The sequence below is a fragment of the Microcoleus sp. CAWBG640 genome, assembly GCF_020883015.1.
GTDB classification, from domain to species: Bacteria; Cyanobacteriota; Cyanobacteriia; order Cyanobacteriales; family Microcoleaceae; genus Microcoleus; species Microcoleus anatoxicus.
In genome coordinates this window covers 16,846-39,753 of record NZ_JAHRFC010000050.1, presented here as the reverse complement: position 1 = coordinate 39,753, position 22,908 = coordinate 16,846, and the positions used below count along the sequence as shown (strand labels likewise).

General features: G+C 44.9%; 20 protein-coding genes and 1 other RNA gene. 7 read left to right on the top strand and 14 right to left on the bottom strand.

The window, feature by feature from the left end; all coding sequences use genetic code 11:
- Nucleotides 1–239: peptidylprolyl isomerase (locus AAFP11_RS21390; RefSeq protein ID WP_341738885.1), on the top strand; the 239-nt coding region annotated here is incomplete at its 5' end.
- Here the strand turns inward: AAFP11_RS21390 and yhdJ are convergent.
- The 7 genes from yhdJ to glnA form a co-directional block, all read right to left on the bottom strand.
- Nucleotides 236–1,102, bottom strand: a complete 867-nt coding sequence (gene yhdJ, locus AAFP11_RS21385) for an adenine-specific DNA-methyltransferase (RefSeq protein ID WP_341738884.1) — start codon at nucleotides 1,100–1,102, stop codon at nucleotides 236–238. The two genes, AAFP11_RS21390 and yhdJ, sit on opposite strands and share 4 nt — an antisense overlap.
- A gap of 66 nt (nucleotides 1,103–1,168) precedes the next feature.
- Complete coding sequence (locus AAFP11_RS21380; protein ID WP_341738883.1) at nucleotides 1,169–2,293, bottom strand: THUMP domain-containing protein; 1,125 nt, start codon at nucleotides 2,291–2,293, stop codon at nucleotides 1,169–1,171.
- 371 nt (nucleotides 2,294–2,664) lie between these two features.
- Nucleotides 2,665–3,105: a GNAT family N-acetyltransferase gene (locus AAFP11_RS21375; RefSeq protein ID WP_341738882.1), complete on the bottom strand. Its 441-nt coding sequence runs from the start codon at nucleotides 3,103–3,105 to the stop codon at nucleotides 2,665–2,667.
- 126 nt (nucleotides 3,106–3,231) lie between these two features.
- On the bottom strand, nucleotides 3,232–4,578 hold the full coding sequence (locus AAFP11_RS21370) for a TldD/PmbA family protein (protein ID WP_341738881.1): 1,347 nt from the start codon (nucleotides 4,576–4,578) through the stop codon (nucleotides 3,232–3,234).
- A 69-nt stretch (nucleotides 4,579–4,647) separates the two neighbouring features.
- Nucleotides 4,648–6,135, bottom strand: coding sequence for a TldD/PmbA family protein (locus AAFP11_RS21365; RefSeq protein WP_341738880.1), 1,488 nt, complete (start codon nucleotides 6,133–6,135; stop codon nucleotides 4,648–4,650).
- Between the two features lie 510 nt (nucleotides 6,136–6,645).
- Nucleotides 6,646–7,551, bottom strand: a complete 906-nt coding sequence (locus AAFP11_RS21360; RefSeq protein WP_341738879.1) for a ferritin-like domain-containing protein — start codon at nucleotides 7,549–7,551, stop codon at nucleotides 6,646–6,648.
- A 303-nt stretch (nucleotides 7,552–7,854) separates the two neighbouring features.
- The gene (gene glnA, locus AAFP11_RS21355; RefSeq protein WP_341738878.1) at nucleotides 7,855–9,276 is read right to left on the bottom strand and encodes a type I glutamate--ammonia ligase; all 1,422 of its coding nucleotides are present in this window, start codon (nucleotides 9,274–9,276) and stop codon (nucleotides 7,855–7,857) included.
- 354 nt (nucleotides 9,277–9,630) lie between these two features.
- On the opposite strand from glnA, the gene apcB reads away from it, so the two are divergent.
- On the top strand, nucleotides 9,631–10,140 hold the full coding sequence (gene apcB, locus AAFP11_RS21350; RefSeq protein WP_341734139.1) for an allophycocyanin subunit beta: 510 nt from the start codon (nucleotides 9,631–9,633) through the stop codon (nucleotides 10,138–10,140).
- Between the two features lie 249 nt (nucleotides 10,141–10,389).
- Here the strand turns inward: apcB and AAFP11_RS21345 are convergent, their stop codons facing one another.
- The gene (locus AAFP11_RS21345) at nucleotides 10,390–10,587 is read right to left on the bottom strand and encodes a hypothetical protein (RefSeq protein ID WP_341738877.1); all 198 of its coding nucleotides are present in this window, start codon (nucleotides 10,585–10,587) and stop codon (nucleotides 10,390–10,392) included.
- Between the two features lie 301 nt (nucleotides 10,588–10,888).
- Here AAFP11_RS21345 and AAFP11_RS21340 point away from each other — a divergent pair, with 301 nt between their 5' ends.
- Together AAFP11_RS21340 and AAFP11_RS21335 are read left to right on the top strand one after the other, a co-directional pair.
- Complete coding sequence (locus AAFP11_RS21340) at nucleotides 10,889–11,731, top strand: TlyA family RNA methyltransferase (RefSeq protein ID WP_341738876.1); 843 nt, start codon at nucleotides 10,889–10,891, stop codon at nucleotides 11,729–11,731.
- A gap of 190 nt (nucleotides 11,732–11,921) precedes the next feature.
- Nucleotides 11,922–12,611, top strand: a complete 690-nt coding sequence (locus AAFP11_RS21335; RefSeq protein WP_341738875.1) for a hypothetical protein — start codon at nucleotides 11,922–11,924, stop codon at nucleotides 12,609–12,611.
- A gap of 4 nt (nucleotides 12,612–12,615) precedes the next feature.
- Here AAFP11_RS21335 and AAFP11_RS21330 read toward each other — a convergent pair whose 3' ends face one another.
- The 4 genes from AAFP11_RS21330 to AAFP11_RS21315 form a co-directional block, all read right to left on the bottom strand.
- Nucleotides 12,616–14,064, bottom strand: coding sequence for a GTP-binding protein (locus AAFP11_RS21330; RefSeq protein ID WP_341738874.1), 1,449 nt, complete (start codon nucleotides 14,062–14,064; stop codon nucleotides 12,616–12,618).
- Nucleotides 14,065–14,589: 525 nt separating this feature from the next.
- Entirely contained in the window at nucleotides 14,590–16,038 is a 1,449-nt protein-coding gene (locus AAFP11_RS21325) for a DUF697 domain-containing protein (protein ID WP_341738873.1), read from the bottom strand.
- Nucleotides 16,039–16,258: 220 nt separating this feature from the next.
- Nucleotides 16,259–17,341 carry an ATP-dependent 6-phosphofructokinase gene (locus AAFP11_RS21320; protein WP_341738872.1) on the bottom strand — a complete coding sequence of 361 codons (1,083 nt, stop codon included), beginning with the start codon at nucleotides 17,339–17,341 and terminating at the stop codon, nucleotides 16,259–16,261.
- Between the two features lie 75 nt (nucleotides 17,342–17,416).
- On the bottom strand, nucleotides 17,417–17,659 hold the full coding sequence (locus tag AAFP11_RS21315) for a hypothetical protein (RefSeq protein WP_340521440.1): 243 nt from the start codon (nucleotides 17,657–17,659) through the stop codon (nucleotides 17,417–17,419).
- 138 nt (nucleotides 17,660–17,797) lie between these two features.
- Between AAFP11_RS21315 and AAFP11_RS21310 the strand changes: the two genes are divergently transcribed.
- Nucleotides 17,798–18,304 (top strand): hypothetical protein, encoded by a 507-nt coding sequence (locus AAFP11_RS21310; protein ID WP_341738871.1) that lies wholly within the window; start codon nucleotides 17,798–17,800, stop codon nucleotides 18,302–18,304.
- Between the two features lie 127 nt (nucleotides 18,305–18,431).
- Here AAFP11_RS21310 and AAFP11_RS21305 read toward each other — a convergent pair whose 3' ends face one another.
- Complete coding sequence (locus AAFP11_RS21305; RefSeq protein ID WP_341738886.1) at nucleotides 18,432–19,478, bottom strand: folate-binding protein; 1,047 nt, start codon at nucleotides 19,476–19,478, stop codon at nucleotides 18,432–18,434.
- Between the two features lie 56 nt (nucleotides 19,479–19,534).
- Nucleotides 19,535–19,918, bottom strand: coding sequence for a hypothetical protein (locus AAFP11_RS21300; protein ID WP_341738870.1), 384 nt, complete (start codon nucleotides 19,916–19,918; stop codon nucleotides 19,535–19,537).
- Nucleotides 19,919–20,060: 142 nt separating this feature from the next.
- Here AAFP11_RS21300 and AAFP11_RS21295 point away from each other — a divergent pair, with 142 nt between their 5' ends.
- Together AAFP11_RS21295 and ssrA are read left to right on the top strand one after the other, a co-directional pair.
- Entirely contained in the window at nucleotides 20,061–21,872 is a 1,812-nt protein-coding gene (locus AAFP11_RS21295) for a protein kinase (protein ID WP_341738869.1), read from the top strand.
- A gap of 276 nt (nucleotides 21,873–22,148) precedes the next feature.
- Nucleotides 22,149–22,539: a transfer-messenger RNA gene (gene ssrA, locus AAFP11_RS21290) on the top strand.
- Nucleotides 22,540–22,908: the final 369 nt, after the last annotated feature.

The following is a 22,908-nucleotide window of genomic DNA, read 5'->3' as shown; positions in this document are numbered from 1 at the left end:
GCACAGGTGGCCCTGGTTACAAAATTAACTGCGAAATCAACTCCCACAAACATTTGGCAGGAACTTTATCGATGGCCCACGCAGGCAAAAATACGGGTGGTAGCCAATTCTTTATTTGCCATTCTCCCCAGTCTCATCTAGATGGAGTTCACACAACTTTTGGTCAAACTGAGGATATGTCTGTAGTCAATGCTATCCGCCAAGGCGACAAGATTATTTCGGTGAAAATCGAGCCTTAATTCTCAGTATTGAGTTGCGTTTGTAGTAAGGACGAACAGTCCTTATTACAAGCAATATCAGTTGCAGATAACTTGAAATAAAATTTATTTTCATCACAAGTAATCTCTAATCTATTTAATCCTATTTCTACATATTTTTCTTGTAATTCTATTCCGACTGACTTTCTATTAAGCTGTTTAGCAACAAATGATGTGGTAAAAGTTCCAGAAAATACGTCTAATACGATGTCTCCCTCATTACTACTTGCTTTGATAATTCGTTCTAACAAAGATGTGGGTTTTTGGCTAGGATGATCTTCGTATTGGGGCATACGATATCTGACTCTGGGAAACTCCCATACATTACCTGGAACTTTTTCAGAATTATATACTGATGGTGTAGACTTGCGGTAATCAATTAGTTTTCTGACAGCTCCAGTTTTTGCTTCAACCAGAATATCTGAGGAATTAAATGTATAATTTCGTTTGTCTTTGACACAATATAAAATAGGTTCGTACAGAGAACCGTAATATTTTTTGGCTTGGACTCCCGAACTGTCATAATACCACACTATTCGAGAAAGAATTGTTAAACGATCGCGCAAATATATATCAAAGTAAGGCATACATTGAGTGGAAGCCATCAGATACAAGCTGCCGTTAGGTTTGAGCTTATTAATACATAAATTTAACCAAGTATAACTCCATTCTAAATAATCGCTTTCTGATTCCCACTTGTCTTTAAAGCCATCGAAGTTTTTGCCAATATTATAGGGAGGGTCGGCAAAAATCAAATCAATTGAGTTGTCTTTGATTTCATGAGAAAGGACTTCTAGCGCATCTCCCAAAATTAGTTTATGTCCGTCTAATTCAAAGATTTTCATTTTGCCTAACCTGTTTTAATCAATATGCGTTATTGTCAGCTAGAGTTGGATAATTACTACAAATACTCAATACAGTTCATATTTTAGTAAAGTACAAGGAATGGAACCGTTAAAAACAGGAATTCGCTTGGATGTTCTCAGACCAACCTGTTTTCCCAACTCCTTATTTCCCGTCAAAATAAACGCATTCCAACCTTTAAAACGCTGCTTGAAAATATCCCCTAACATCTTATAAAGTTCTCCCAATTCCTTCGCATCGCCTAGCCTTTCTCCGTAGGGAGGATTGCAAATGAGAACGCCACTGTCTGCGGGTGGTTCCAACTCAGATAACTCGGTGTGAGCAAACTCTATCTTACCCGAAAGACCTGCTTGCTGTGCATTGATGCGAGCTTGGGTTAACATATCAGAATCGCGATCGCATCCTGCAACCACTTGCTGAAGTTCCGGTAATTCGCTATTCTCGGCTTCAGCCCACAATTTATCCCATAAGGGTTCGTCAAAATCTCGCCAACTCATAAATCCAAACTTGTCTCGAAACAATCCCGGCGCAATATTCAAACCCTTTAAACTAGCTTCCAAAGGTAAAGTTCCCGAACCACACATGGGGTCTAAAAAAGGTAAATCTGGTGTCCATTCTGCCATGTCTAACAACGCCGCAGCTAGGGTTTCTTTTAAGGGTGCCATACCCATTGCGGGCCGATATCCCCGTCGGTGCAAACTGCCGCCAGAACTGTCTAAACTTAAGATAGCTCTATCTCGATGAATGTGAATATTAATCAGCAAATCGGGATTTTCTACATCCACACTCGAACGCTTGTTAAATTGATGGCGCTGTTGGTCGGCGATCGCATTTTTGACCTGCAAAGCTGTAAAATGAGTGTGGTTCAATTTCTCATTGCCACCCGTACAGTTGACTGCTAAAGTATTGTCAGCATCCAAAAACTCATCCCAAGAGATTTTCTGGACTGCGCGGTACAGCATATCTGAGTTGTAACACTGGAATTCGGCGATGGGTACTAGGACTCGAAAAATGGTTCTAGACCACAGATTTACACGATACAATAAAGCGCGATCGCCCGAAAAGTACACCCCAGTAAAATCTGGCTGCACATTCTCGGCTCCTAATTTTTCTAATTCTTGGGCGGCAATATTTTCTAATCCGCGCGCCACTGTAGCAAAGTATTGATTCATTAGTTAATGGGGAATGGGGAATGGGGAATGGGGCATTGGGTAATTTGGTAAGGGGTAATGGGTAATTGGTAAGGGGTAATTTGTTGTTTATTATTTGTTGTTTGTTACTACTGAGAACAGAGAATAGGCAACGGACAAGGGACAACTGATAACTGACTGATGACTATAGTAGCTGGTTTTAATCCTAAGTTATCAGAAATAATAATCTACCTTAAGGTAGATGCGTCCCCTCCCCAAAATTTTGAACTTCCTGGGACTTGCAGCCCCAGCCACCGGAATACATACCCACAAAGCCCTGAAACCTATAGCACAAAAAGAGTACAGGTTTCACGGTTAATTCAATTTTGCACTCTGGGCGATCGCATTAGAAATCATGCTGGAATTTCTAACTGCATAAATATGTGCGGAATTCCCAGGAATTCAAAGGGATTGTCTTGTTCGGAGAATCCTATTTTTTGGTAAAATTTAATGGCGTTAATTCGAGACATAAGTCTGACAGATTTGAGATTTTTTTGCTGAGCTTTGACGATTAAGTTTTCAATTAATTTAGTGCCAATTCCCTGATTTTGAAATTCAGGAAGCACGGCAACGTAGCTGATGTTTCCTACTCCTGGGGATGATTCGCGCAGTCGCGCTGAAGCAATAATTTGGCGATCGCATATTCCAACTAAATGAACAGCGCCATCTTCGTGATTGTCTCTTTCGCTACCCTTTTCCATGCCTAGGGGCGATCGCAAAACCAGCCAGCGCTGATGGAACATTTTTTCTAATTCTTGTTGGTTGTTAACTTCGCGGATATCTATTTGCAGCATTTTTCGATTAGATTAAAGAGGTAGATTCCAATTTACCCTTGGGTGGGGGCGGGTTTATTTAGATTGTCGATTATTGGCAATGATTGTTGGTAAAACCCGCCCCTACAAATTCTGGGAAATTTTGGGTTACAAACTATCAGTAATACTGGTAAAATTAAAGGCTTTCACGCGCACTGCTGGTACTACACTACCGCCATAACGTTTCACTTCGCTAAGGGCATCTACATCCCGCAACATATCAGGTAAAACTTGATTGAAACGCAAGTTCTTAATCGGGTAAGCAATCTTGCCGTTTTCAATCCAAAAAGTACCGTCACGAGTCATTCCTGTTACTTCCGATGTCTTGGGATTTACGTAGTTGACGTACCAAGCTCGACTGACGAAAATTCCGCGCTCAGTTTGAGCAATTATATCTGCTAAACTTTGGTCGGAACCTGTCATCACGATCGGGTAATAAGCACCCTTTGATTCTTTACCTTTTTGGGCTGCCCAATAGCGGGAATAAGACAAGCTTTGAGGGATGCCATTTTTGATGATTTCCAAATAGTTATTGCTTAATCCATCGCCGAAAAAATTACCCGATCGCAATAAAGGATGTGCCGGATCGCGCTGTACTTGCACCAGGGGGCTGAAAAGTTGTTCGCCCGCGCGGTTTCCCACGGGTTTTCCGGTTTCATCTGCGATCGACATAAACGATCGCCCTTCATCCGCCGCCCTCGCATCCATCCCCCAAATTACCCAGGGTAGCAAATCCGCAAACGCCGCACCCTCAAAGATTACAGGATAAATGCCGGGAGTGATTTCGCGGGGATTTCGGGATGCGATCGCGCGATCGACTACTTGTTGGGCTAATTGGGCGATCGACAGTTGACTAATACTCCAAGCTGTGATTTCACTCCAGCTAGAACCGTTGTCAATGCGAGTAGTAAAGCTGAAATTCGCCTCTGTAGAATGGTTGCAGGCGCGGAGTCCGGTGCTGGAGGCGATCGCATACAATGACGCCTCAGTGCTCAAAGTACCGGAAGCATTAGCACCTGCTTGTGAGGCGATCGCGCAAGCCTGCTGTACCATTTCTGCCCGTGCTATAGGCGATGCAGCGGCTGTTGCTTCGTCAAAGGCCGCCGGGGGCAAATCGTAGGTTTGAGGGGGTAACAGTGGCATCCATTCGGGGTCTGCGGGGGCAATTTTGGCTAACTCTTCAGAGCGTTTGACAGTTTGGGCGATCGCATCTTCGTCAAAATCCGTCACCGCAGCGGAGGCACTTTTGTTACCGAAATAGCTAGTAATGTTCAGGCTAAATACAGTTTTGCTGATATTTTGGCTGATTTGATTTTCCGAGAATCGGGAAAGAGATTCTTCGCCAGTATAGAGACTGACAAATACTGCTTCAGCTTCGGATTGTTTGACTACTTTTTCTACCAAAGATAAGGCTTGGTCTTCACTTAAAATTGCAGGCGATGTCGTTACTATCATAAATCTGAATTATTCATCTCCGAGTTCTCTCTGTGTTCTCTGCGCCCTCTGTGGTTAAATCATTCCGAATTAAGAATTTCCCCCAATTTGAATATCCCTCACCCGCACCGGTACACAAGCATGAGTCATTTGAGCTACCTGCATCGGTTCACCTTTACCACACATATTCGTACCACACTGTACCCGTTCTGAAGCAGGTCCGATCGCATCTATTTGATTCCAGAAATCCGTGCTCATCGAATGATAAGTTACATCCTTCAACATTCCCACAACTTTACCCTTTTCCACCTTCCAGAAAGCATCGCCACCGAATTGAAAATTACGCCGCTGCTGATCGATGGAAAAACTGCCCACACCGTCGATTAAAATCCCATCTTCCGTATCAGCAATCATCTCATCCAAAGTAGCAGTATGACTACCGCCATCCGGGCCCGGTTCCAATCCCAAATTAGGAATTCTGACCATCGGCACGCTCGACCAACTATCAGCGCAGGCAGAACCGTTGCTGGTGGCACGTCCGAGGCGATATGCTGTTTCTCTATCAGTTAGATAATCAACTAAAATGCCATCCTTGACAACGTACCAATCCTGTGATTTTACGCCCTCATCATCGTAACCCATTGTACCGCGACCGGCTGGTTGAGTGCGATCGCACTTGAAGTTCACCCAAGGTGCGCCGTATTGCAGTTTATTCAACTTATCGGTAGTAGCAAAACTCGTACCCGCGAAATTAGATTCGTAGCCATAAACTCGGTCTAATTCCGTTGGATGTCCGACGGATTCGTGGATGGTCAAAAATAAATTTGTCGGCTTGAGAATCAGGGACTTGCAAATACCTGGCGCTGCTTTTGGAGCGGCGACTTTCTCAATTGCTTCGGCAGCAACTCTATCTATTTGACTCAGCAAATCAGTTGGGTTAATATGTTCGTAACCCAGATTTAAGGGCGGGCGTTCGTATTCGCGACTTTGGGCATCGCCGCCCGCAATTGCCGTACAGCTAAAGCCCGGATAACTGCGGTAAATGGTTTGTTCGATTAGCGAACCTTCCGTAGAAGCGAAAACCTTATCTTCGTGGTTGAATTGCAGAAAAGAATAAGCTTTTTTGATACCTCTATCGCCATGAGTTAACAGTTGTGTGTTAATATTTAGTAGGAGTTCGGCTTTGTCAGCGACTGGTACAGAAAACGGGTCAATGGCGATCGGAGTAATGTAGCGATCGACATATTTGTCAACAGGCACCAACCGCACCGGTTCTTTTTGAGTCAAACGACTACCTTTGGCGATTTCTACAGCCAAAGCCACAATTCTAGCCACCTCAGCCGCTGTACGATTGTGACTGGCAGCAAAGCCCCAGGCCCCATCCAGGAGTACCCGCACACCAAAACCAGAACTAACATTATCAGAGATATTGCTTAAAGAGCGATCGCGCGCGTACAGACTCTGCCTTCGGTAAGCACAAAAACGCACATCACCGTATTCACAACCCGATTTCTTAATCAAATCTACGGCTAAACTTGCTAACTCTTGAGCCGAGACTGTTGCGGTTAATTGCACCATGTTTATGAGTCTGTTTTTAAGAATTATCAATCATTATAGCGCTACTATCGAAGTATTTTCCTAATCAACACGGCGATACCCAGCATTAACCAGCCATAGGATTTATATTGTTTCCGGTTACATCGGAATGATTTAACCGCAGAGAACACAGAGGACACAGAGGGAGAGAATAGAGTTCTGAATAATTCCGATGCTACCGGATTTGATATTAACCGCGAAGGCGCTCTTGACGCGAAGGAAGAGAAGAGAGAGTTTAATACAGGACGATAAAGAGAGAATTTGCTATAACTCGCCGACAATTTGCTATGCTTTGCGATACTTTTTACGCTCGCGGTTTCCACCGCGCTGGATATTAGGAATCCCCGTACTTTGAGGTACGGGGATGATGTCAAGTCAAGGCTTGAATCAGTTAGCAACAATTGCGATCCAGATTTGCGTCTTGCCAGGATTATGGGATGTTTGATTTCACCCTTTTTTTAATTCACCAACAGTCTCTTTCAACCGCCTGGTTTAGGGCTTAGTCGTAGTCGCCGTCGGCTTCTTTTGAGAGTTATTCAGTCCATTGAGAAACATGGGCACAAACTTCTCCACAAAAGCCTGGGGGTCACGGTTCCAGGCCCGCTGAGCCACATCAACCCTAGTCATCTGCAAATCCGGGGCCAGCAAAGTTCCAGCCAACCGTTCCATCAAGTATTGGGGCCGTTCCCACATAGGCATCGTGTTAGCAATATCCACCAAGCGGGTGACACGGCGCAGTTCTGCCCCCAGCATGATATCCATTCCCGATGCAAATGCAGCTTGTTCGATCGCCGCATACTTGCGCTTCGCCTGTTCCACCTTCTGGGCGTGGGCTGGACTCTTGGCCGCTATGTTTCCCAACCACCGATTTCCCCAGCGGACGTGGCCTGCTTCTTCGGGAAAAATCTTTTCGATAGTTTCGCGGATTTTGACGTTTTCGTCAGTTTGCGGAGCATTTTTCAGGGCGTGGATGTGCGCTCCGAAGTATTCGCAGCCCCGCTTTTCGGTGACATTAATCGCCGCTAGGGAAGAAATTACAAAATCTTCGCGGTCCTTGGTGGGGTCTTTCTGTTCGCTGTCGAACAGTCTTTCAAACTCGTCGATGTAGGATACTCCCGGCGGCTTGCCCACATTTTGGCCCAAGTCTACCAGCAAGTCAGTCAGCCACATGGCGTGCCGCGCTTCGTCGGAAATGTGCCGGGAGAGGTCGCGCACGAGTTCGGCTGGTTCCCCGTCTAGCTGTTCGATCAAGTCGGTGAGGTCTTTGCAACTGCGCTGTTCGCTAAAGCGGTAGCGGTTGAGAGTGATCAGGTGAATTTCGCGATCGCGCACGACTTGAGCTAAAACTTCACGGGCTCCCATGCCGTTGCGAAGCTTGCGGGGATAAGCTACGGTCATTGTTTTATGTTTTTTTGTAAAGATACCTTTAGGATTGTAACGCAGTTTTTGAGATTCCTAATTCACTCGCAGGGTAGAAGTTTTTTGGTAAGTAACTTTAACTCTTATAGTTGTTGGTTATTTGTTATTGGTTATTGGTTATTGGTTATGGGTTATTTGTTATTTGTTATTTGTTATTTGTTATGGGTTAGGACTTACGCAAAAAACCCGGTTTATGAAGGTCCTTACCTCTTTTGACTTTGAGGGCGATCGCCACAAACCGGGTTTTTTAGGTTAATAGTCCGTCCAGGACAGACGAACTATCTAACAGTCGTAGTACAAAGCAAACTCGTAGGGGTGAGGACGTAACCGCATGGGGTTAACTTCATTATCGAGTTTGTAAGAAATCCAAGTTTTGATGAAATCTTCGCTAAATACCCCAGTATCAGTCAAGAAAGCATGGTCTTTTTCCAAAGCTTCCAGAGCACCTTCCAAGGAACCGGGAGTCGAAGGAATTTTGCTCAATTCTTCCGGGGATAAATCATAGATATCCACATCCAAAGGTTCGCCCGGATCGATTTGATTCTTGATGCCATCTAAGCCCGCGCACAGCATGGCTGCAAAGGCTAAATAGGGGTTAGAACTGGCATCGGGACAGCGGAATTCTAAGCGTTTGGCTTTCGGGTTAGTTCCCGACAAGGGAATCCGTACTGAGGCCGATCGATTTCCTTGAGAATAAGCTAAGTTTACAGGCGCTTCAAAGCCTGGAACCAACCGTTTATAGGAATTAGTTGTGGGATTGGTGATTGCCAAAAGTGCCGGGGCGTGCTTGAGAATACCGCCGATGTAATGCAGTCCCATTTGACTGAAACCAGCATATTGGTCGCCAGCAAATAACGGTTGACCGTCTTTCCAAATTGACTGGTGAACGTGCATCCCGGAACCATTGTCGTTAAACAATGGTTTGGGCATGAAGGTGATGGTTTTGCCGTATTTTCTGCCGACGTTTTTGATGACGTATTTGTAAGTTAACAAATAGTCTGCGGCTTTGACTAAAGTGTCAAAGCGGAAGCCGAGTTCGCACTGGCCACCGGTGGCGACTTCGTGGTGGTGTTTTTCAATGGGTACGCCACATTTTGCCATTGTCAGCAGCATTTCCGTTCTCATGTCTTGAGAGGTATCGGTTGGTGCTACTGGGAAATAACCTTCTTTGTAACGTGGTTTGTAGCCGAGGTTGCCGCCCGGTTCTTCTTTGCCGGAATTCCAACGTCCTTCTACAGAGTCTACATAGTAATAGCCACTGTTTTGGGTTTGGTCGAAGCGAACATCGTCAAAAATGAAGAATTCTGCTTCCGGGCCAAAAAATGCGGTATCGCCGAGACCGGTGCTAACTAAGTAGTCTACGGCTTTTTGGGCTATGGTGCGGGGACATCGGCTGTAGGGTTCGCCTGTGCGTGGTTCTTTAATGCTGCAAATGAAGCTGATGGTGGGTTCTGCCATGAACGGGTCGATCCAAGCGGTGGTAGGATCGATGACCATTGTCATGTCTGATTCGTTGATGGCTTTCCAGCCCCGAATGCTGGAACCGTCGAAGGGTACGCCGTCTGTGAAGGCTGTTTCGTCGATTTGGTCGTGGAACAGGGATAGGTGTTGCCAGATCCCCGGCATATCGATGAATTTGAGGTCAACGATCTGGATGTTATTTTCTTTTATGTAGTTTAAGGCTTCTTGGGGTGTCTGGAACATGGCTTACTCCTGATATTGGTTTGGTCTGGGCGATCCTGCAACGAGTGCTTCGCTAACGGCAGATTTCAGACTATGTGGCCGATAATAGGCATTCATTACTGGTTTTTTTGTATCTTTCAATACATTTTTTTCAAAAACGATCGGGTTGCCACACAGTTTCCTGGTCTTCTGTTGTCCATTTTCGGCTGAAGATACAAGGTATGCGACAAAATTTTGGTGGTTCGGTCGGGGATTTATTACCGTCCATCAAAATCCTATCTCAAATCTTAATCAAAGGCCGATTTGTAGTAGTCTACAATAGGCGGTCTGTCTCAGATAGCAAAGTATTGATAAAGATTTTTGGGAGAGAAACTTATGCGCGATGCAGTGACGAGTCTGATTGAAAATTATGATGTTGCTGGTAGGTATTTAGACCGAGATGGTATCGATCGGTTGAAATCTTATTTTGCAACGGGTACAGCACGAGTACAAGCAGCAGCAGCAATTAACAGTAATGCAGCGGCTATTGTCAAGCAAGCTGGTATTCAATTATTCGCTCAACAACCGGAACTAATCCGTCCGGGTGGAAATGCTTACACGACTCGTCGCTATGCGGCTTGTCTGCGGGATATGGACTACTACTTGCGCTATGCTACTTACGCTCTAGTGGCTGGCAGTACAGACGTGCTTGATGAGCGGGTTCTGCAAGGGCTACGGGAAACTTACAATTCACTGAGTGTACCCATTGGCCCGACGGTGATGGGGATCGGGATTATGAAGGAAATGGTTAAGGCTCAAGTTCAAGCTGCTGGCTTGACTGTGGGGCCTTTTCTGGAACAGCCTTTTGATTACATGATTCGCGAATTGAGCGAACAGGATATCTAAGTCAGTTTGCTAGTGATTGGTAATTGGTAGTGGCGCTTCGCCACTCTCCAATGTCGATTGTTAAATTTTGTCAATTTTGACTTGATAACTAGCAGTTTGATGAATTTAAATTTAAGCCCTTGATATTGCAAAGAGACTGGTAATTTTTTGCCAGTCTTTTTTCAAAAAAAAAGGAACTTGTGCTGATGGGTTTGTGTAAATTGGGTCGATCGCATCACAGTATTAAAGGCGGAGAGCGTTGTTCAAGGACTAAAAATCGCCGATACGTCCCCAGACGAGACATTTGTCCAGGGGAATTTTTGTTTGGCGACGATCGACTTGTTCGACAGTGGTTGCTTCTACATCCCCATTAGGGTAGAGAATATGAACTATCTTACCGCTGACAAATGCCAGAGGATTGTCTTGACAATTGTCCATATTTTTGATAGGGAAATTAAAGTTTTTCATGGTAGATCGATACAGGTTTAATCAGTCCAAAATAGGGCATTGGTTGACAAAAGCATTTAATTTGTAACGGTTTGACCCATTGTTACATCATCTGTTCGTCACCAAGGTTTCAGTGTGATCGTACCAAGGTATATCTGTGATAAAACTAGACACACCCCGTGATAGAAGTCACCAAAATAGGGGTGAGGGGGAACACCCCTCACAGGATTTTGGTTTAGTCCCGATCCTGACGGCTTTTGACCAGTTGTTTGGGAGATGTCTAATAAACTATTGTTAACCCGATCTTTAAACCTTAAAAACCTTGGCAAAACAACGACTAGACACTTTATTAGTCAACCTAAATTTGTGTACTTCCCGACAACAAGCTCAAGCTTTGATTCGCACAGGAAAAGTAGCAGTCAACCAGCAGGTAGTTGACAAACCGGGCACAGAGGTTGATATTTCAGCCCAAATTCAAATTAAAGAGCGATCGCGCTACGTTTCTAGAGGTGGCGACAAATTAGCTAAAGCATTAGAAGTTTTTGCGATTCCCGTTACAGATAGAATTTGTCTCGACGGCGGCATTTCCACAGGGGGTTTTACCGACTGTTTGCTGCAAGCGGGCGCAGCCAAAGTCTATGGGATAGATGTGGGTTACGGTCAAGCAGATTGGGGATTGCGGAACGATCCGAGGGTAATTTTGAAAGAACGCACCAATTTGCGCTACATGACGGCTACAGAGCTCTATGGCGACTCTCAGCGAGCAGATTTGGCAGTAGTAGATGTGTCGTTTATTTCCCTGGATAAAGTTTTACCAGCGCTGTGGGAGTTGTTAGCACCACCGCGAGAAGCCGTGTTGCTGGTAAAGCCACAGTTTGAAGTTGGGCGCGAGAGAGTGGGGAAAAAAGGCGTAGTGCGAGACTCCGCCACCCAAGCCGATGCGATTTTCCAAGTGTGGAAAGCAGCCACTGCTTTAGGATGGGAACAACGCGGCTTAACTTGGTCGCCTTTACTTGGCCCGGCTGGCAATATCGAGTATCTTTTATGGTTGGGGAGCGATCGTCAACAGCAGTCGGAGCAAAATGCTGTGGAAGATAGTGTGATGAAAGAACGGATCACAGAAGTGACAAAGGGGGCTAAAGGGGAACTGATCGATAAATTTTAGACCTAGCAACCTTCGGATGTGGGACTTCTTAACGATAGATTGTTCAACGATGAGATATGATGACCTCTGCCTCCTGCTATACTTCAACTTGGCTAGCGTACAACAATTTTTAGAGTTTATACGGGAGAAATAAAAAAATTGAGTTCAATGATAAATCGGTTTTTTAACCTTTTACTTAACTAATAATTTCATGCAGTCATTCAAACAAGTTGGTTCGCTTTTTTTGTACCTGTTAGGTGCTATCGGCTATATAGCTAGTGCAGCGATGATTGTGGGGATTTCAGTGCTGATCAAATTTGTCGCCCTGATGTTGGCAGATAAAATTTTATATACTATTTTTATTATCGGCGATTTGTTGAGAGGCATCGAAGTTATTGAATTATTAAATATCTTAGTGTTTGCTTTCATCGGCATGGGGTTTGGTTTGGCTACCCGACTTTTAAAACCTGAATATTGTCGCCAAGTTAGTGCTATTTTGTTGATTTTGATAGTCCCCTTTGTGTTCATGAGTACGCCGATAATTCGCTACAATTCTTGGTTAGATAAAGTTGAAGAATCAGAGAATTTATCGCCGGATGAAGCTACGAAAATAACTAACTTATTTTTGAAAAAACAGATAGGAGTTCCCGGATTCTTTGGTTATTATTTATATACAGGTCAGTTTCCAGTGATTCCTACGACTCAATCACAGATGAAAGACCTCGATAGCTTTGAAAAAAAAGTTAACTCCCGATTTGTGCAGTTAACAGGTGCTGCGCCCACTATTGTTTCTTGGTCGATGTTGATTTGTTTTTGGCTGATTAGAATATTTTATTTTTGTATAGCAGTAATTGCGACAATTGCTCATTTTAGGCAAGGTGTTGTCATCGCTAGAAGGTAAGATGTTAATTTTTTTTACCAATTTTTAAATCTTGTTGTAGGCGATGGACAATTGTATCACGTTCTATGGTACCAAGAATTTCTTGAATTACCGTATCTTGTCCCAAGGGGCCCCAAGTGCAGCCTTTTTCTAAATAAACTTGGGCGGCACGACCCACAGCATAGGTTCCGTAAGCTGCTAAACTAGCTTGAGTTACCGCAACTCCTGCAAAAGTAGAAAAGCCTATTTGAGGAGCAGCAATCGCCGCGCTTTTCCCGAATCCCAACAAAAAACTACTACCTAATTCTCCCAAAAGTACGCCACCGGCACTCGAAAAAATAGTTTGCCAAAGTTTCCCCGCTTCATAGCCAGTCATGGGTAAACCGTAAAGTCTCGATAAAGAGCGAATTAAGGCTAAATCAGCGACAGTTGCTCCCATGACATCGAGGAAAGCAATCGGATTTAAGCCCACAGCCAAAGCTTTATATTTCGCAAATTGCCAGATTAAATCCTCGGCTTCGGTATGTCGCAATTTGAGAATTTGATGGGCAATATTTGCCTCTGCATCTCTAGCTTCCATTAAAGCATTGAGAGCGAGGAGCGATCGACCTTCTCGGTTAAGAATCGTGAAAATTGTCTGTTTGAGTTCATCTATCTGCGGCGGCGGCGACTCCCACTCGTGGGTAATGCTCCCATCAGGCCATTCAATCCGCACCTGCATCGGTGCCGGTTCCGCCGCTACCATGACTATTTCTAAGGATTTAGGGTGATTATTTTTAGTAGATTTAGGCGAGGGATTGTTGGAGGATAAATTTTCACTATCAGCTTGATCTTTCACCCCATCGGCGGCTAAATCTTCGCTATTATTTCCGAGATTTTGCAAACTTTTATAAATAGTTTGCCTATCTAATTCTGGATAGAGGTCTATTTTATTAAAAACTAAAATTAGCGGTTTTTGAGCTGTTTGTAATTCGCACAGTGCTTGATATTCAGTGCGAGTGATATCACCAGCGACAACAAACAAAATTAAGTCAGCTTGGCGAGAGACTTGCTTCGCCATATCGCCCCGTACTTCTCCACCAACTTCATCAATTCCTGGAGTATCAATTAATTCTATTTGCACTTTTTCTGGGTCTTTTGTGCCAGAAATAGCCGGAATTGTCCAAGCCACGGAACGCGGCCACTGAGTCACACCGTTGAGAGGGCCTGTTTGCAGAATTTTTTTACCTAAAAGCGCGTTTAATACGGCTGACTTGCCACGGCTGACTAAACCAAAGGTAGCAATGCGAATGATATTTTGGTTAAGTTTTTCTGAGGTAGAATTTAAGATATCTAACTGATTTTGTAGCGTAGCTGCCAATTCTGTATTTGAGTTGTTTTTGCTTGGGCGCAAGTTAGAGTAGCGCGCCAGGGATTGGCGCAAACTGGCGCGGGCAAGGGATAAGCGATGGTCTTGAATCGATTTATCAGCCATTGGCGATCGGCTTTATTAAGCAAGTATAATTGAGTATCTAACTAGAGATATTCCGATCCATTCTAGTACAAATTTTCATAATTTGCTAAACTTTAAATTTATTCTGCATCAGAATTACTCATTTGTCTCAGATATCTCTCTGTGTTCTCTGCGCCCTCTGTGGTTAAATAATCACAATACAACAGTCAACGATATAATCTCTATAAAAAATATATCAATTCCCATCTGCATCAGAATTATTCAATTGTCTCAGATATCTCTCTGTGTTCTCTGCGCCCTCTGTGGTTAAATAATCAGCATACAATAGTCAACGATATAACCTCTGTTGCACGTTCCACAAGGACAATTTTTTTGTGTGGAACAAGCCGCAAAGCCTGTTCCTAATAACAGTACAAAATATGACTAATACCAATTTCATCAAGTAGCGCTACATATCTACCCCCCCAACCCCCCCTTGGTAAGGGGGGGCTAAGAACTACATCTGTATCTGTAGTAGGACTTTATGAAAATGGTATAATATTGTACTTAATTGAGAGCTGAATTAACTGGTTCGGGCTGAGATGTTGGCGGTGCCAGACGACTCGCCATTTGGTTGATGAAAGATTGCAAGAACGAAACTTGCTGATTTTGTTGAAATACCGCTTGCAAAGTTTTAGTCAACTGGTCTATATTGAAACTACTATTTACAGCAGTTTCCAGTTCTCGACTTTGGAAATATTCCACTAAACTGAGTCCAGCTATGCGAGTAAAATAGGCTGCACTAATTCCTTGCACTGCGCCTCCAGCGACAAAAGTTACAGCATTGCTTTTGAGCAATCCAGCAATAGTTTGAGTAGACAATTCAACTAATCCCAATTTCAACATTTGGGTAGCCAAAGTTGCCGCTACTGTCTTAGCTTGGTCTAGGGAAAACTTTTGCTGATAAATAGTGCCGAGATCGATTACAAGTTGGGTACTGATGGCAGTGGTTGCTAACAAGTCTAAGGCTGCAACGGGATTAGCAAAAACGGCGGCGGCTGCGATATATTGATATTGCTCGATGATGGGCATTGCCCGATCGCGCCTGACTGCATTTAATAAAGTTTTTGCTTCCTGTTTAACACTTCCAGCGCCCCGCACTGTATGAGCCCACACCAATTGTTGTCTTTCTGCGGTTAAGATTTCCGTCAGTTTTGCCGTCAAAGGCTGAATTTGAGTTCCGGGATTTTCCATCCGTTCGCTGATTGTACCATCAGCTTGATGCTGCCGCACTTTCAGGGAATTAGGGTTCGCTGCGATCGCAATTATATCTTCTTTCGGCAGTAGGCCGTCCATTTTTTCCTGCAAAGAATGCAAAATTTGGGACTGCTGTGCTGGCAAATATTGGTCTTGTTTGTTCCAAACTAGCAAGAAACGTTGACCTGCGAAAACTAGCTGAGATAATACTTGAAATTCCGAATCGGTAATGTCGCCTGCTGTCACAAACAGCACTAAATCATCGCTGATTTTAGCATCGGTATTGGTGCTACTAAATAGCGGGGTTGTTTCTTGGAAAGTTAGCTTGTGTGGCTGTTGGGATGTCCAGTGAGAATTCAAAACTTGAATTAAGGTACTTTTGCCTACTGCTTTGCCGCCAGTCACACTAATTCTCAAATCTGGTCTGTCTAATTCGGCCGTGAGTCGATCGAGCTGTGCTTTAAGCATAGCTGGAGATTCGGATATTGGAGCTTCTGAAGCCAGCAAATTAATCGAGCTTTCTGCAGCCCCGATCGCCTTTAAGGCTGCTTCCCTGTTGGCCAGGGCTTCGGGGAGTGGAAATTCTAGTGTAGGCGATTGTCGCTGCCACCACCAATATCCGGCGCTAGCGGCCACCAAGCCGATGAGTGCCGTTTCGCCCATTTCTGAAACCGAGTGCTGTAGACTTTCTAACAGCCAGAGTGCTGCTGAGAGTCCGATTCCGCCAATTAAAACCGGTCGCCGCAAGTTAAGTGTCATTTTTCCCTTCCTGTGGGTATTCCCGCCAAGCTTAACTTTAGCGGGCTTGGCATTCCCCCTAGATTCCATCGTACCTCAAGACACTGTGAACTACCCGACGGGATCGGCTAGTTAAGTTTTTGATTAAAAAAAATCGAGCAACCATAGCAATTAAACAAGTCTGGCTGCTCAGCAGGGACTTAACCACTGCTTAATTTGGGAAAATTCGGTTACTGATTTTCTAGTCTCCCAGGCAAATTTCCAAACCACGGGCTGTTTTCACCAGAGTACCATCGAGCTCTACTGCTCTGTATTTGGCGATCGCATCTTCCAAGGGAACGCTAACAACTTCCCGTTTTTGCCAAGATACCATGGAATCGTATTTTTCTTCAGCAATTAAATCAACTGCTGCTACTCCAAAAGCAGAAGCAATTAATCTTTCTAGGGGTGAGGGCGTTCCTCCTCGTTGAATGTGTCCCAAAACAGTAACGCGAGTTTCCGCGCCACTACAGTCAGAAATTTGATCGGCTAAATACTGACCGATACCACCCAACCGACTTTGACCTAATCGATTTGTCTGCATCACTAATTCGCCTGATTCAGTGCGAACTGCCTCGGCTACCACAATTAAACAGTAGTTTTTTCCCTGTGCTTGACGTTCTTGAATTTTGGCACAAATTTTAGAAATCGTGTAAGGAATTTCGGGAATCAAAATGATATCAGCGCCCCCAGCAATGCCCGCACTAATCGCAATATGTCCCGCATCGCGTCCCATGACTTCAATAATCATGACGCGACTGTGACTTGCTGCGGTAAAATGCAAGCGGTCTAGTGCTTCAGTGGCAATATTAACAGCAGTATCAAACCCGATGGAACGCTCGGTAATGCCGACATCATTATCAATAGTTTTAGGAATAGCAACTAAGTTCAACTTGCCTTGTTGAGCAATCTTCCTGAGAATAGCTAGACTACCATCGCCACCAATGCCAATTAGGGCATCTAAACCGAGTAGATGATAGCCTTCGATAATATCATCAGAGCGATCGCGCCGTGTCCCATCTGACATAGGATATGCAAAAGGATTACCCTGATTAGTCGTCCCTAGCATGGTACCGCCAATCGTCCGCCAATCGTCTACTTTTTCAATATCCAAAGGAATTGCTTGAGGGGGACGACTCATTAAGCCATTGGTGGCCTGACGAATTCCCATCACCTTCCAATTGTAAGTTGCTGTTGCGCGGTACACAACGGCTCGAATCACTGCATTTAAACCTGCACAGTCACCCCCACTGGTAAGGATACCGATGCACTTTTGTTGTCCCATAGTTGATAATTTAGAAGGGAGAAGGAAGTTAGCCGAAGGACTACTTTGACCAGATGTTCGAGCTAGACATGAATTTTACTTGGGATTGAGACGCTTAGAAACTTGGTTAATGATACCACTCAGAATAGCGCCTCCCATGAGAATTCCTAGGGCGGGATTAAATACAGGCTGCCAGAGACTGTACCACAGATCGAAACCGAGATTCACACCGGTCGATCTACCTAATACTGCGATCGCAAACCAAGCAAAGCTAGCAAAGACGAAAAATACGTCAGCCACTAAAACTATGTTCAGCCAGTTCATAAATTTCTCTTTCATTATATTAGTGTTCCTTGTGAGTATATGTCTGTTAACTTTTGAAAACCGATTTGGCTTTTCTCAGGAGTGATAGCTGCAACTGGCGATCGAATCAAGATAAAATATCATTAATTGTTCTCGCACAAAGGCTGTCAAAATATGGTTCGCTATACACTTCCTCAAAGCCCCGAAACTATTTTAACTGTTAAAGGGAAAGATTCAGCCAAAGCCCGCGAAGAAGCTATGGATCAGCTTATGCAGCTTATCGACTCTGACAAGCTACCTACAGAGCTCCAAGAAGGATTTGGCCCAAAACAGTTTGTGGAAGTTAAAGATATGGAAGATGCGACATCTGAAACCGAGGATGCGATTACCGAAGCAATACAGATTTTGAGCAATTTGGCAAGTCTCAAATTGAAAGTCATGGAATCCCGCGAAGAAGCCCTAAAAATCCGGGCGGCGATCGACATTTTGTTTACAGATGAGGCTGTCAGTGCTGAGGAAATCACCAGTCTCAAAGATGGTTTCAAGGTGCTCAAAAACTTCGCCCAAGCTAATGTCCGCTATCGAGAAGCTAGGAGTAAAGCAGAGTCAGCCCGTGCAATTTTAGACGAAGCTTTGCAATCTCCTGAAGCTGAAAACAAAGCCTCAAAATCTGCCAAATAAGGATTTTAGTTAATCCTGTGGTGCGTCGCCACTATTCAATCTGCAAATTGCATCTAAAATCTCATAGCGACGCACCCTACACAATGATTGAAATTTGTCTAATCAGGATGCCTGATTCCGGGAACTATCAACTTAAAAAAGGCACATTTACTACTTCTCCGACAATTTCTCCTACCTGGACTTTCAATCCTGCACCACCAGCTTTGGTGCGGATATAAGCCAGACCAAAAAAGCCAGATTGTGTTTCTGTAACACTGGTAATTTTGCCTACTTTTTCCTCTTCAATAGTGACTACGGTTCCCGGTTCAACAGCACCGCTGAGTTGGATGCCCCAAAGTTGTTGTTTGACTCCTTTGTAGGTGTTCAATCTAGCAATTGTTTCTTGACCGATGTAGCAGCCTTTGTCATAGGTAATGGTGTGTAACAGTCTTGCTTCTAGGGGATTGTAGTCATCTGTAAGCTCAAAATCTGTGGCGGGGCGGCCTTGTTCGATTCGCAGTTGTTCCCAGACTCGATCGCCCATGGGTACGGCCCCTGCTTCCACTAATTCATGCCACAATTTAGCTGCATCCGTGGCTGCGGCAATTAAGGTGTATCCGGGAGATGCTAACCCACTACCCATAGCAACTCGAACTTCTATCCCAGCTAATTTTATCAATTTGTGACTGGCATTAGGTAAATTTTCGAGTTCGCTAACTCCCAGTTTTTCTAGTAATTTGCTGCTTTGAGGACCTATAAGACTGAAAGCGACTGTGGTATCAGTTAAATCTGTTAATGCTACCCGATCCATGGGGAAAATATAGCGATCGAGTAATTCTAGCAATTGTCGGCGACGGTTGGGAGAAACTAAGATCAACAAAGCATCTTCTGTAGCATAAGCTGTGGCGAGGTCAATCGTCCGGGCGGTGGAAGTCACAAACACAGTGTCGCAGCCTTGACCGGGTTGAAGTTTATTGATATTATTGGTACTTTGATTGTGCAAAAACCGTAGGCGATCGCTATCGGAAATTTGTAGGCGTCCCCAGTGAGTGCGATCGCACAGCGCTACACTTTCTTTGGTGGCGGTGATGGCGGCGGCATCATTAGCAAAACTAACGGGGACTGTTTCTGTGGTTGTTAATTCGCCAAAGATAGCACCGAAAGATGTTTGGATATCGTGCAATTCTTGAATCAGCATAAGAGGTGGTTGACGGTTGACGGTTACTAAAACTAATGACTAACAACTACTGACTAATTAGCTAAATTAGCGAAGATTTCCTGTATTAATTGGCTGGCCTTGGCATCAAGACGATTCCAATCTACATCGCCAGTATCCTCCTCAATCAAAAAAGTGTCAATTTCAACTTCCTGACTTTGGATCTCGGAGTGGGCTGGTTGGTAGTCAACAAAACAGACTCGATAACAAAGTTCCCAAATATCGATCGACCTTTGCTCCCCTTGACGCTCTAAAATCAGTTTATAGCCAGGAAAAGGAGTGTGTACTTCTTGATAAGTCCCTGTCCAAACAGAATCTTCTAGTTGTTTGCGGATATTGTCGAGGACTCGAATCAAGGCGGGCTGCATTAGCAGTTCAGCTTGCTGCCATGCGATCGGGGTAGTTATTTTCGGCTTCATATATCAGGATTCTAAAAAAGAAAATCAATAATTTAATTTTCTAACATCGAGTGCCAACTTTGCTGAAAATCGGTAAAATGGGCACATCCCCGATTTATCAGAAAAGTGGGGATGGCATCAACAAGACGTGCCATAATCAGCCATGTTATTTGGTATGCGATCGCCTGGATCTATGGATGCGCTAATCGGCAAAAGCTTACAGGGTGGAAAATACACTCTCGAACAAGAATTGGGAAGAGGCGGCTTTGGGATTACCTTCAGAGCAACTCACCGCTATTTAGGACAATTTGTAGTCATCAAAACCCTCAACGAATCTCTGCGACAGCAACCCAATTTTGCCGAGTTCGATCGCAAATTTCAAGACGAAGCCAGACGTTTAGCTTCCTGCGTTCATCCCAATATAGTCCGAGTCAGCGATTTCTTTGTCGAAGACGGACAGCCTTACATGGTAATGGACTACATTCCAGGGCAGAACTTGGGGGATGTCGTGCAGCCAAATAGACCGCTTCCAGAAGCAGTCGCCATTATATACATACAGCAGATTGGCGCGGCTTTGAAGGCAGTTCATCAAAAGAATTTGCTGCACCGAGATATCAAACCACAAAACATTATTCTGCGCCAAAACACCCAGGAAGTTGTGTTAATTGATTTTGGCATAGCCCGCGAGTTTACTCCCGGTGTCACCCAAAATCATACCAATATGGTGTCCGATGGCTACGCACCGCCAGAACAGTATTTCGCCCAAGGAAAATACACCCCCGCAACAGATGTTTACGCTCTAGCCGCGACGCTTTATACTTTGCTGACAGCACAGGTGCCGATGCCGGCAGTTTTTCGCCCCAGTCAGCCGATGGCTACACCCCGCGATTTACAGCCTCAGCTAAGTGCGGCCATCAGTCAAGCGGTGATGCGAGGGATGACTTTAGAGGCTGAAAATCGCCCTGGTACTGTGGATGAGTGGCTGTCGCTGCTACGGAATTCCCCGGTGTCCGTTACCGGGCCGACGCTGGCAGTGATGCCGGGACACGGGCCTCAGATGCCTGCGGGAGCGAGAACAGCGCCTGCTGTCGTGCCTTCTGGGGCTGGGGAAAGCAAAATTTGGTGGATTTTGGGGTTGGTGGCGATCGCCCTGATTTTCGCAGGATTTGTGGGTATAGCGAGGATTTTGCTCGATCGCCAGTCCGATCGACCCGCACCCATAGCCCAGGAAAATCGGACTTCTCCCCCCGCAGAAACAAGTACGCCCGATCGCCCCGATCCAATTCCCACACCCGAAGCAACTCCGAAACCTCGGCGAAAAACTCCAACTCCCCAACCAGTGGCAATTCCCACACCCAAAGAAACTCCGCCGCCAGCGGTAGAAACTCCAGCGCCAGCGATAGAAACTCCAACGCCAAAACCTTCTCCTGTGGCGGAGTCACCCAAACCTTCTCCTGTAGCGGAGTCACCCAAACCAACGGAAAAACCTGTTGAAAACCAAGCGACAGATCGATCGACCCCCACACCATCCCCCCGCGAAGAACAACCCGCAACCAGTAATCAAAAAATCCCCAGAGTGCCTGGTTTTGCGGTGGGCACGCCGGAAAGTCAGATTTTAGAGCAACTGGGAAAACCAACAGACACTCAACGTAAAGGCTATTGGCCCAATACTCGTACAGCACTTTACGATTTGGTCCCCAATCGGATTACTCTCGGCTACATTTACGATCGCGATTCCGGCCAGCTAGTCCAAACAGAGGGTTCTTTTGCTCAATCTGTGGACGATTTGGTAGTGAAAACCGCGTTAAACGGGATGTTGGGGGGGGCCGATGAGAAAGTCATGGAAGGCTTCCGAGACGTGCATCAGCGCCGGAAAAGTCGGTTTACTTTTAGGAAGGGTGCGCTTAAAGGTGCGATCGAACGTAATGAGCGCGATCGAATTTACATCGGCGTCTGGGACGAAAACTTGCATTAATAGGAATTACGCACGGGTGGTCAGAAACCGGGTTTTTGCCAGAATATGCGCCACAACTCCCAGAAACCCATAAAAACCCGGTTTCTTAGGTTTTATGCGATCGGACTGACGCACTGGTAATCAGAAACCGGGTTTTTGCCAGAATATGCGTCACAACTCCCAGAAACCCATAAAAACCCGGTTTCTAAAATCCCCAATCGAAAATCCAAAATCCAAAATCCAAAATCGAGTTGACGTAATACAAAAACTTGGTCTATAATAGAAAAGCTAACACGAGGGGCTGTAATGGTTTCGACAGGGTGGCGAAAGCTGCTCCGTGATGCAGGTCGAGAGTGAGTCTCCTCTCGTAAATATCGGCTCAAACAAAATAGTAAATGCGAACAACATCGTTCCTTTCGCTCGCAAAGCCGTAGCTGTAGCCTAAAAACTTCTTGAGCTTGGTTTAGAGTGTATGCCACCTAACTCCGTTAACGGTAGCATAACAACCCCCAACGGATGCCCTAGCTAAACGTTTCTAGTCGCGTCGCTGGGAAAGCAATCACTAGAAAATCCTCCCATTTAGGATAAAGATGGTTCCCGCCCCGAGGATTAGAGGGGATAAACCTGTGAACGATCGGAAGGTAAATACCCGCTTTGGACGGCAGTTCGATTCTGCCCAGTTCCATAAAAAAAGTAGCGTAAAATCAATGGTTTAAACCATTTGAAAGTTACTTTAAAGCATCAAAAAAGGGCAGAGAGTTAACTCTCTGCCCTTTTGTTTGGCGTATATGTTGCTCTAAGCATAGGTAGTCAGAAAACGGGTTTTTGCCACAAAACTTCGTTACACCACGCAGAAACGCATAAAAACCCGGTTTCTTTGGTCTTTCCCCAGAAACACTCAACACTCAACCATAAGTTACCAACCCATTAGCTAAGCTGGGGGATCAAATAACTAGAATTTCACCCCCTCCATCCGTTCTTGTAGCCTGTCGGGCGATATACTGATATGCGGTAAAGCATTAAAAATCTTTACAAATACCTACTCTCCCAGCGTACT

What these genes read in the sequence shown, in the direction of transcription:
- yhdJ (WP_341738884.1), bottom strand. Translation starts at nt 1,102, where the DNA reads ATGAAAATCTTTGAATTAGACGGACATAAACTAATTTTGGGAGATGCG.
- AAFP11_RS21380 (WP_341738883.1), bottom strand. Translation starts at nt 2,293, where the DNA reads ATGAATCAATACTTTGCTACAGTGGCGCGCGGATTAGAAAATATTGCC.
- AAFP11_RS21375 (WP_341738882.1), bottom strand. Translation starts at nt 3,105, where the DNA reads ATGCTGCAAATAGATATCCGCGAAGTTAACAACCAACAAGAATTAGAA.
- AAFP11_RS21370 (WP_341738881.1), bottom strand. Translation starts at nt 4,578, where the DNA reads ATGATAGTAACGACATCGCCTGCAATTTTAAGTGAAGACCAAGCCTTA.
- AAFP11_RS21365 (WP_341738880.1), bottom strand. Translation starts at nt 6,135, where the DNA reads ATGGTGCAATTAACCGCAACAGTCTCGGCTCAAGAGTTAGCAAGTTTA.
- AAFP11_RS21360 (WP_341738879.1), bottom strand. Translation starts at nt 7,551, where the DNA reads ATGACCGTAGCTTATCCCCGCAAGCTTCGCAACGGCATGGGAGCCCGT.
- glnA (WP_341738878.1), bottom strand. Translation starts at nt 9,276, where the DNA reads ATGTTCCAGACACCCCAAGAAGCCTTAAACTACATAAAAGAAAATAAC.
- apcB (WP_341734139.1), top strand. Translation starts at nt 9,631, where the DNA reads ATGCGCGATGCAGTGACGAGTCTGATTGAAAATTATGATGTTGCTGGT.
- AAFP11_RS21345 (WP_341738877.1), bottom strand. Translation starts at nt 10,587, where the DNA reads ATGAAAAACTTTAATTTCCCTATCAAAAATATGGACAATTGTCAAGAC.
- AAFP11_RS21335 (WP_341738875.1), top strand. Translation starts at nt 11,922, where the DNA reads ATGCAGTCATTCAAACAAGTTGGTTCGCTTTTTTTGTACCTGTTAGGT.
- AAFP11_RS21330 (WP_341738874.1), bottom strand. Translation starts at nt 14,064, where the DNA reads ATGGCTGATAAATCGATTCAAGACCATCGCTTATCCCTTGCCCGCGCC.
- AAFP11_RS21325 (WP_341738873.1), bottom strand. Translation starts at nt 16,038, where the DNA reads ATGACACTTAACTTGCGGCGACCGGTTTTAATTGGCGGAATCGGACTC.
- AAFP11_RS21320 (WP_341738872.1), bottom strand. Translation starts at nt 17,341, where the DNA reads ATGGGACAACAAAAGTGCATCGGTATCCTTACCAGTGGGGGTGACTGT.
- AAFP11_RS21315 (WP_340521440.1), bottom strand. Translation starts at nt 17,659, where the DNA reads ATGAAAGAGAAATTTATGAACTGGCTGAACATAGTTTTAGTGGCTGAC.
- AAFP11_RS21310 (WP_341738871.1), top strand. Translation starts at nt 17,798, where the DNA reads ATGGTTCGCTATACACTTCCTCAAAGCCCCGAAACTATTTTAACTGTT.
- AAFP11_RS21300 (WP_341738870.1), bottom strand. Translation starts at nt 19,918, where the DNA reads ATGAAGCCGAAAATAACTACCCCGATCGCATGGCAGCAAGCTGAACTG.
- AAFP11_RS21295 (WP_341738869.1), top strand. Translation starts at nt 20,061, where the DNA reads ATGTTATTTGGTATGCGATCGCCTGGATCTATGGATGCGCTAATCGGC.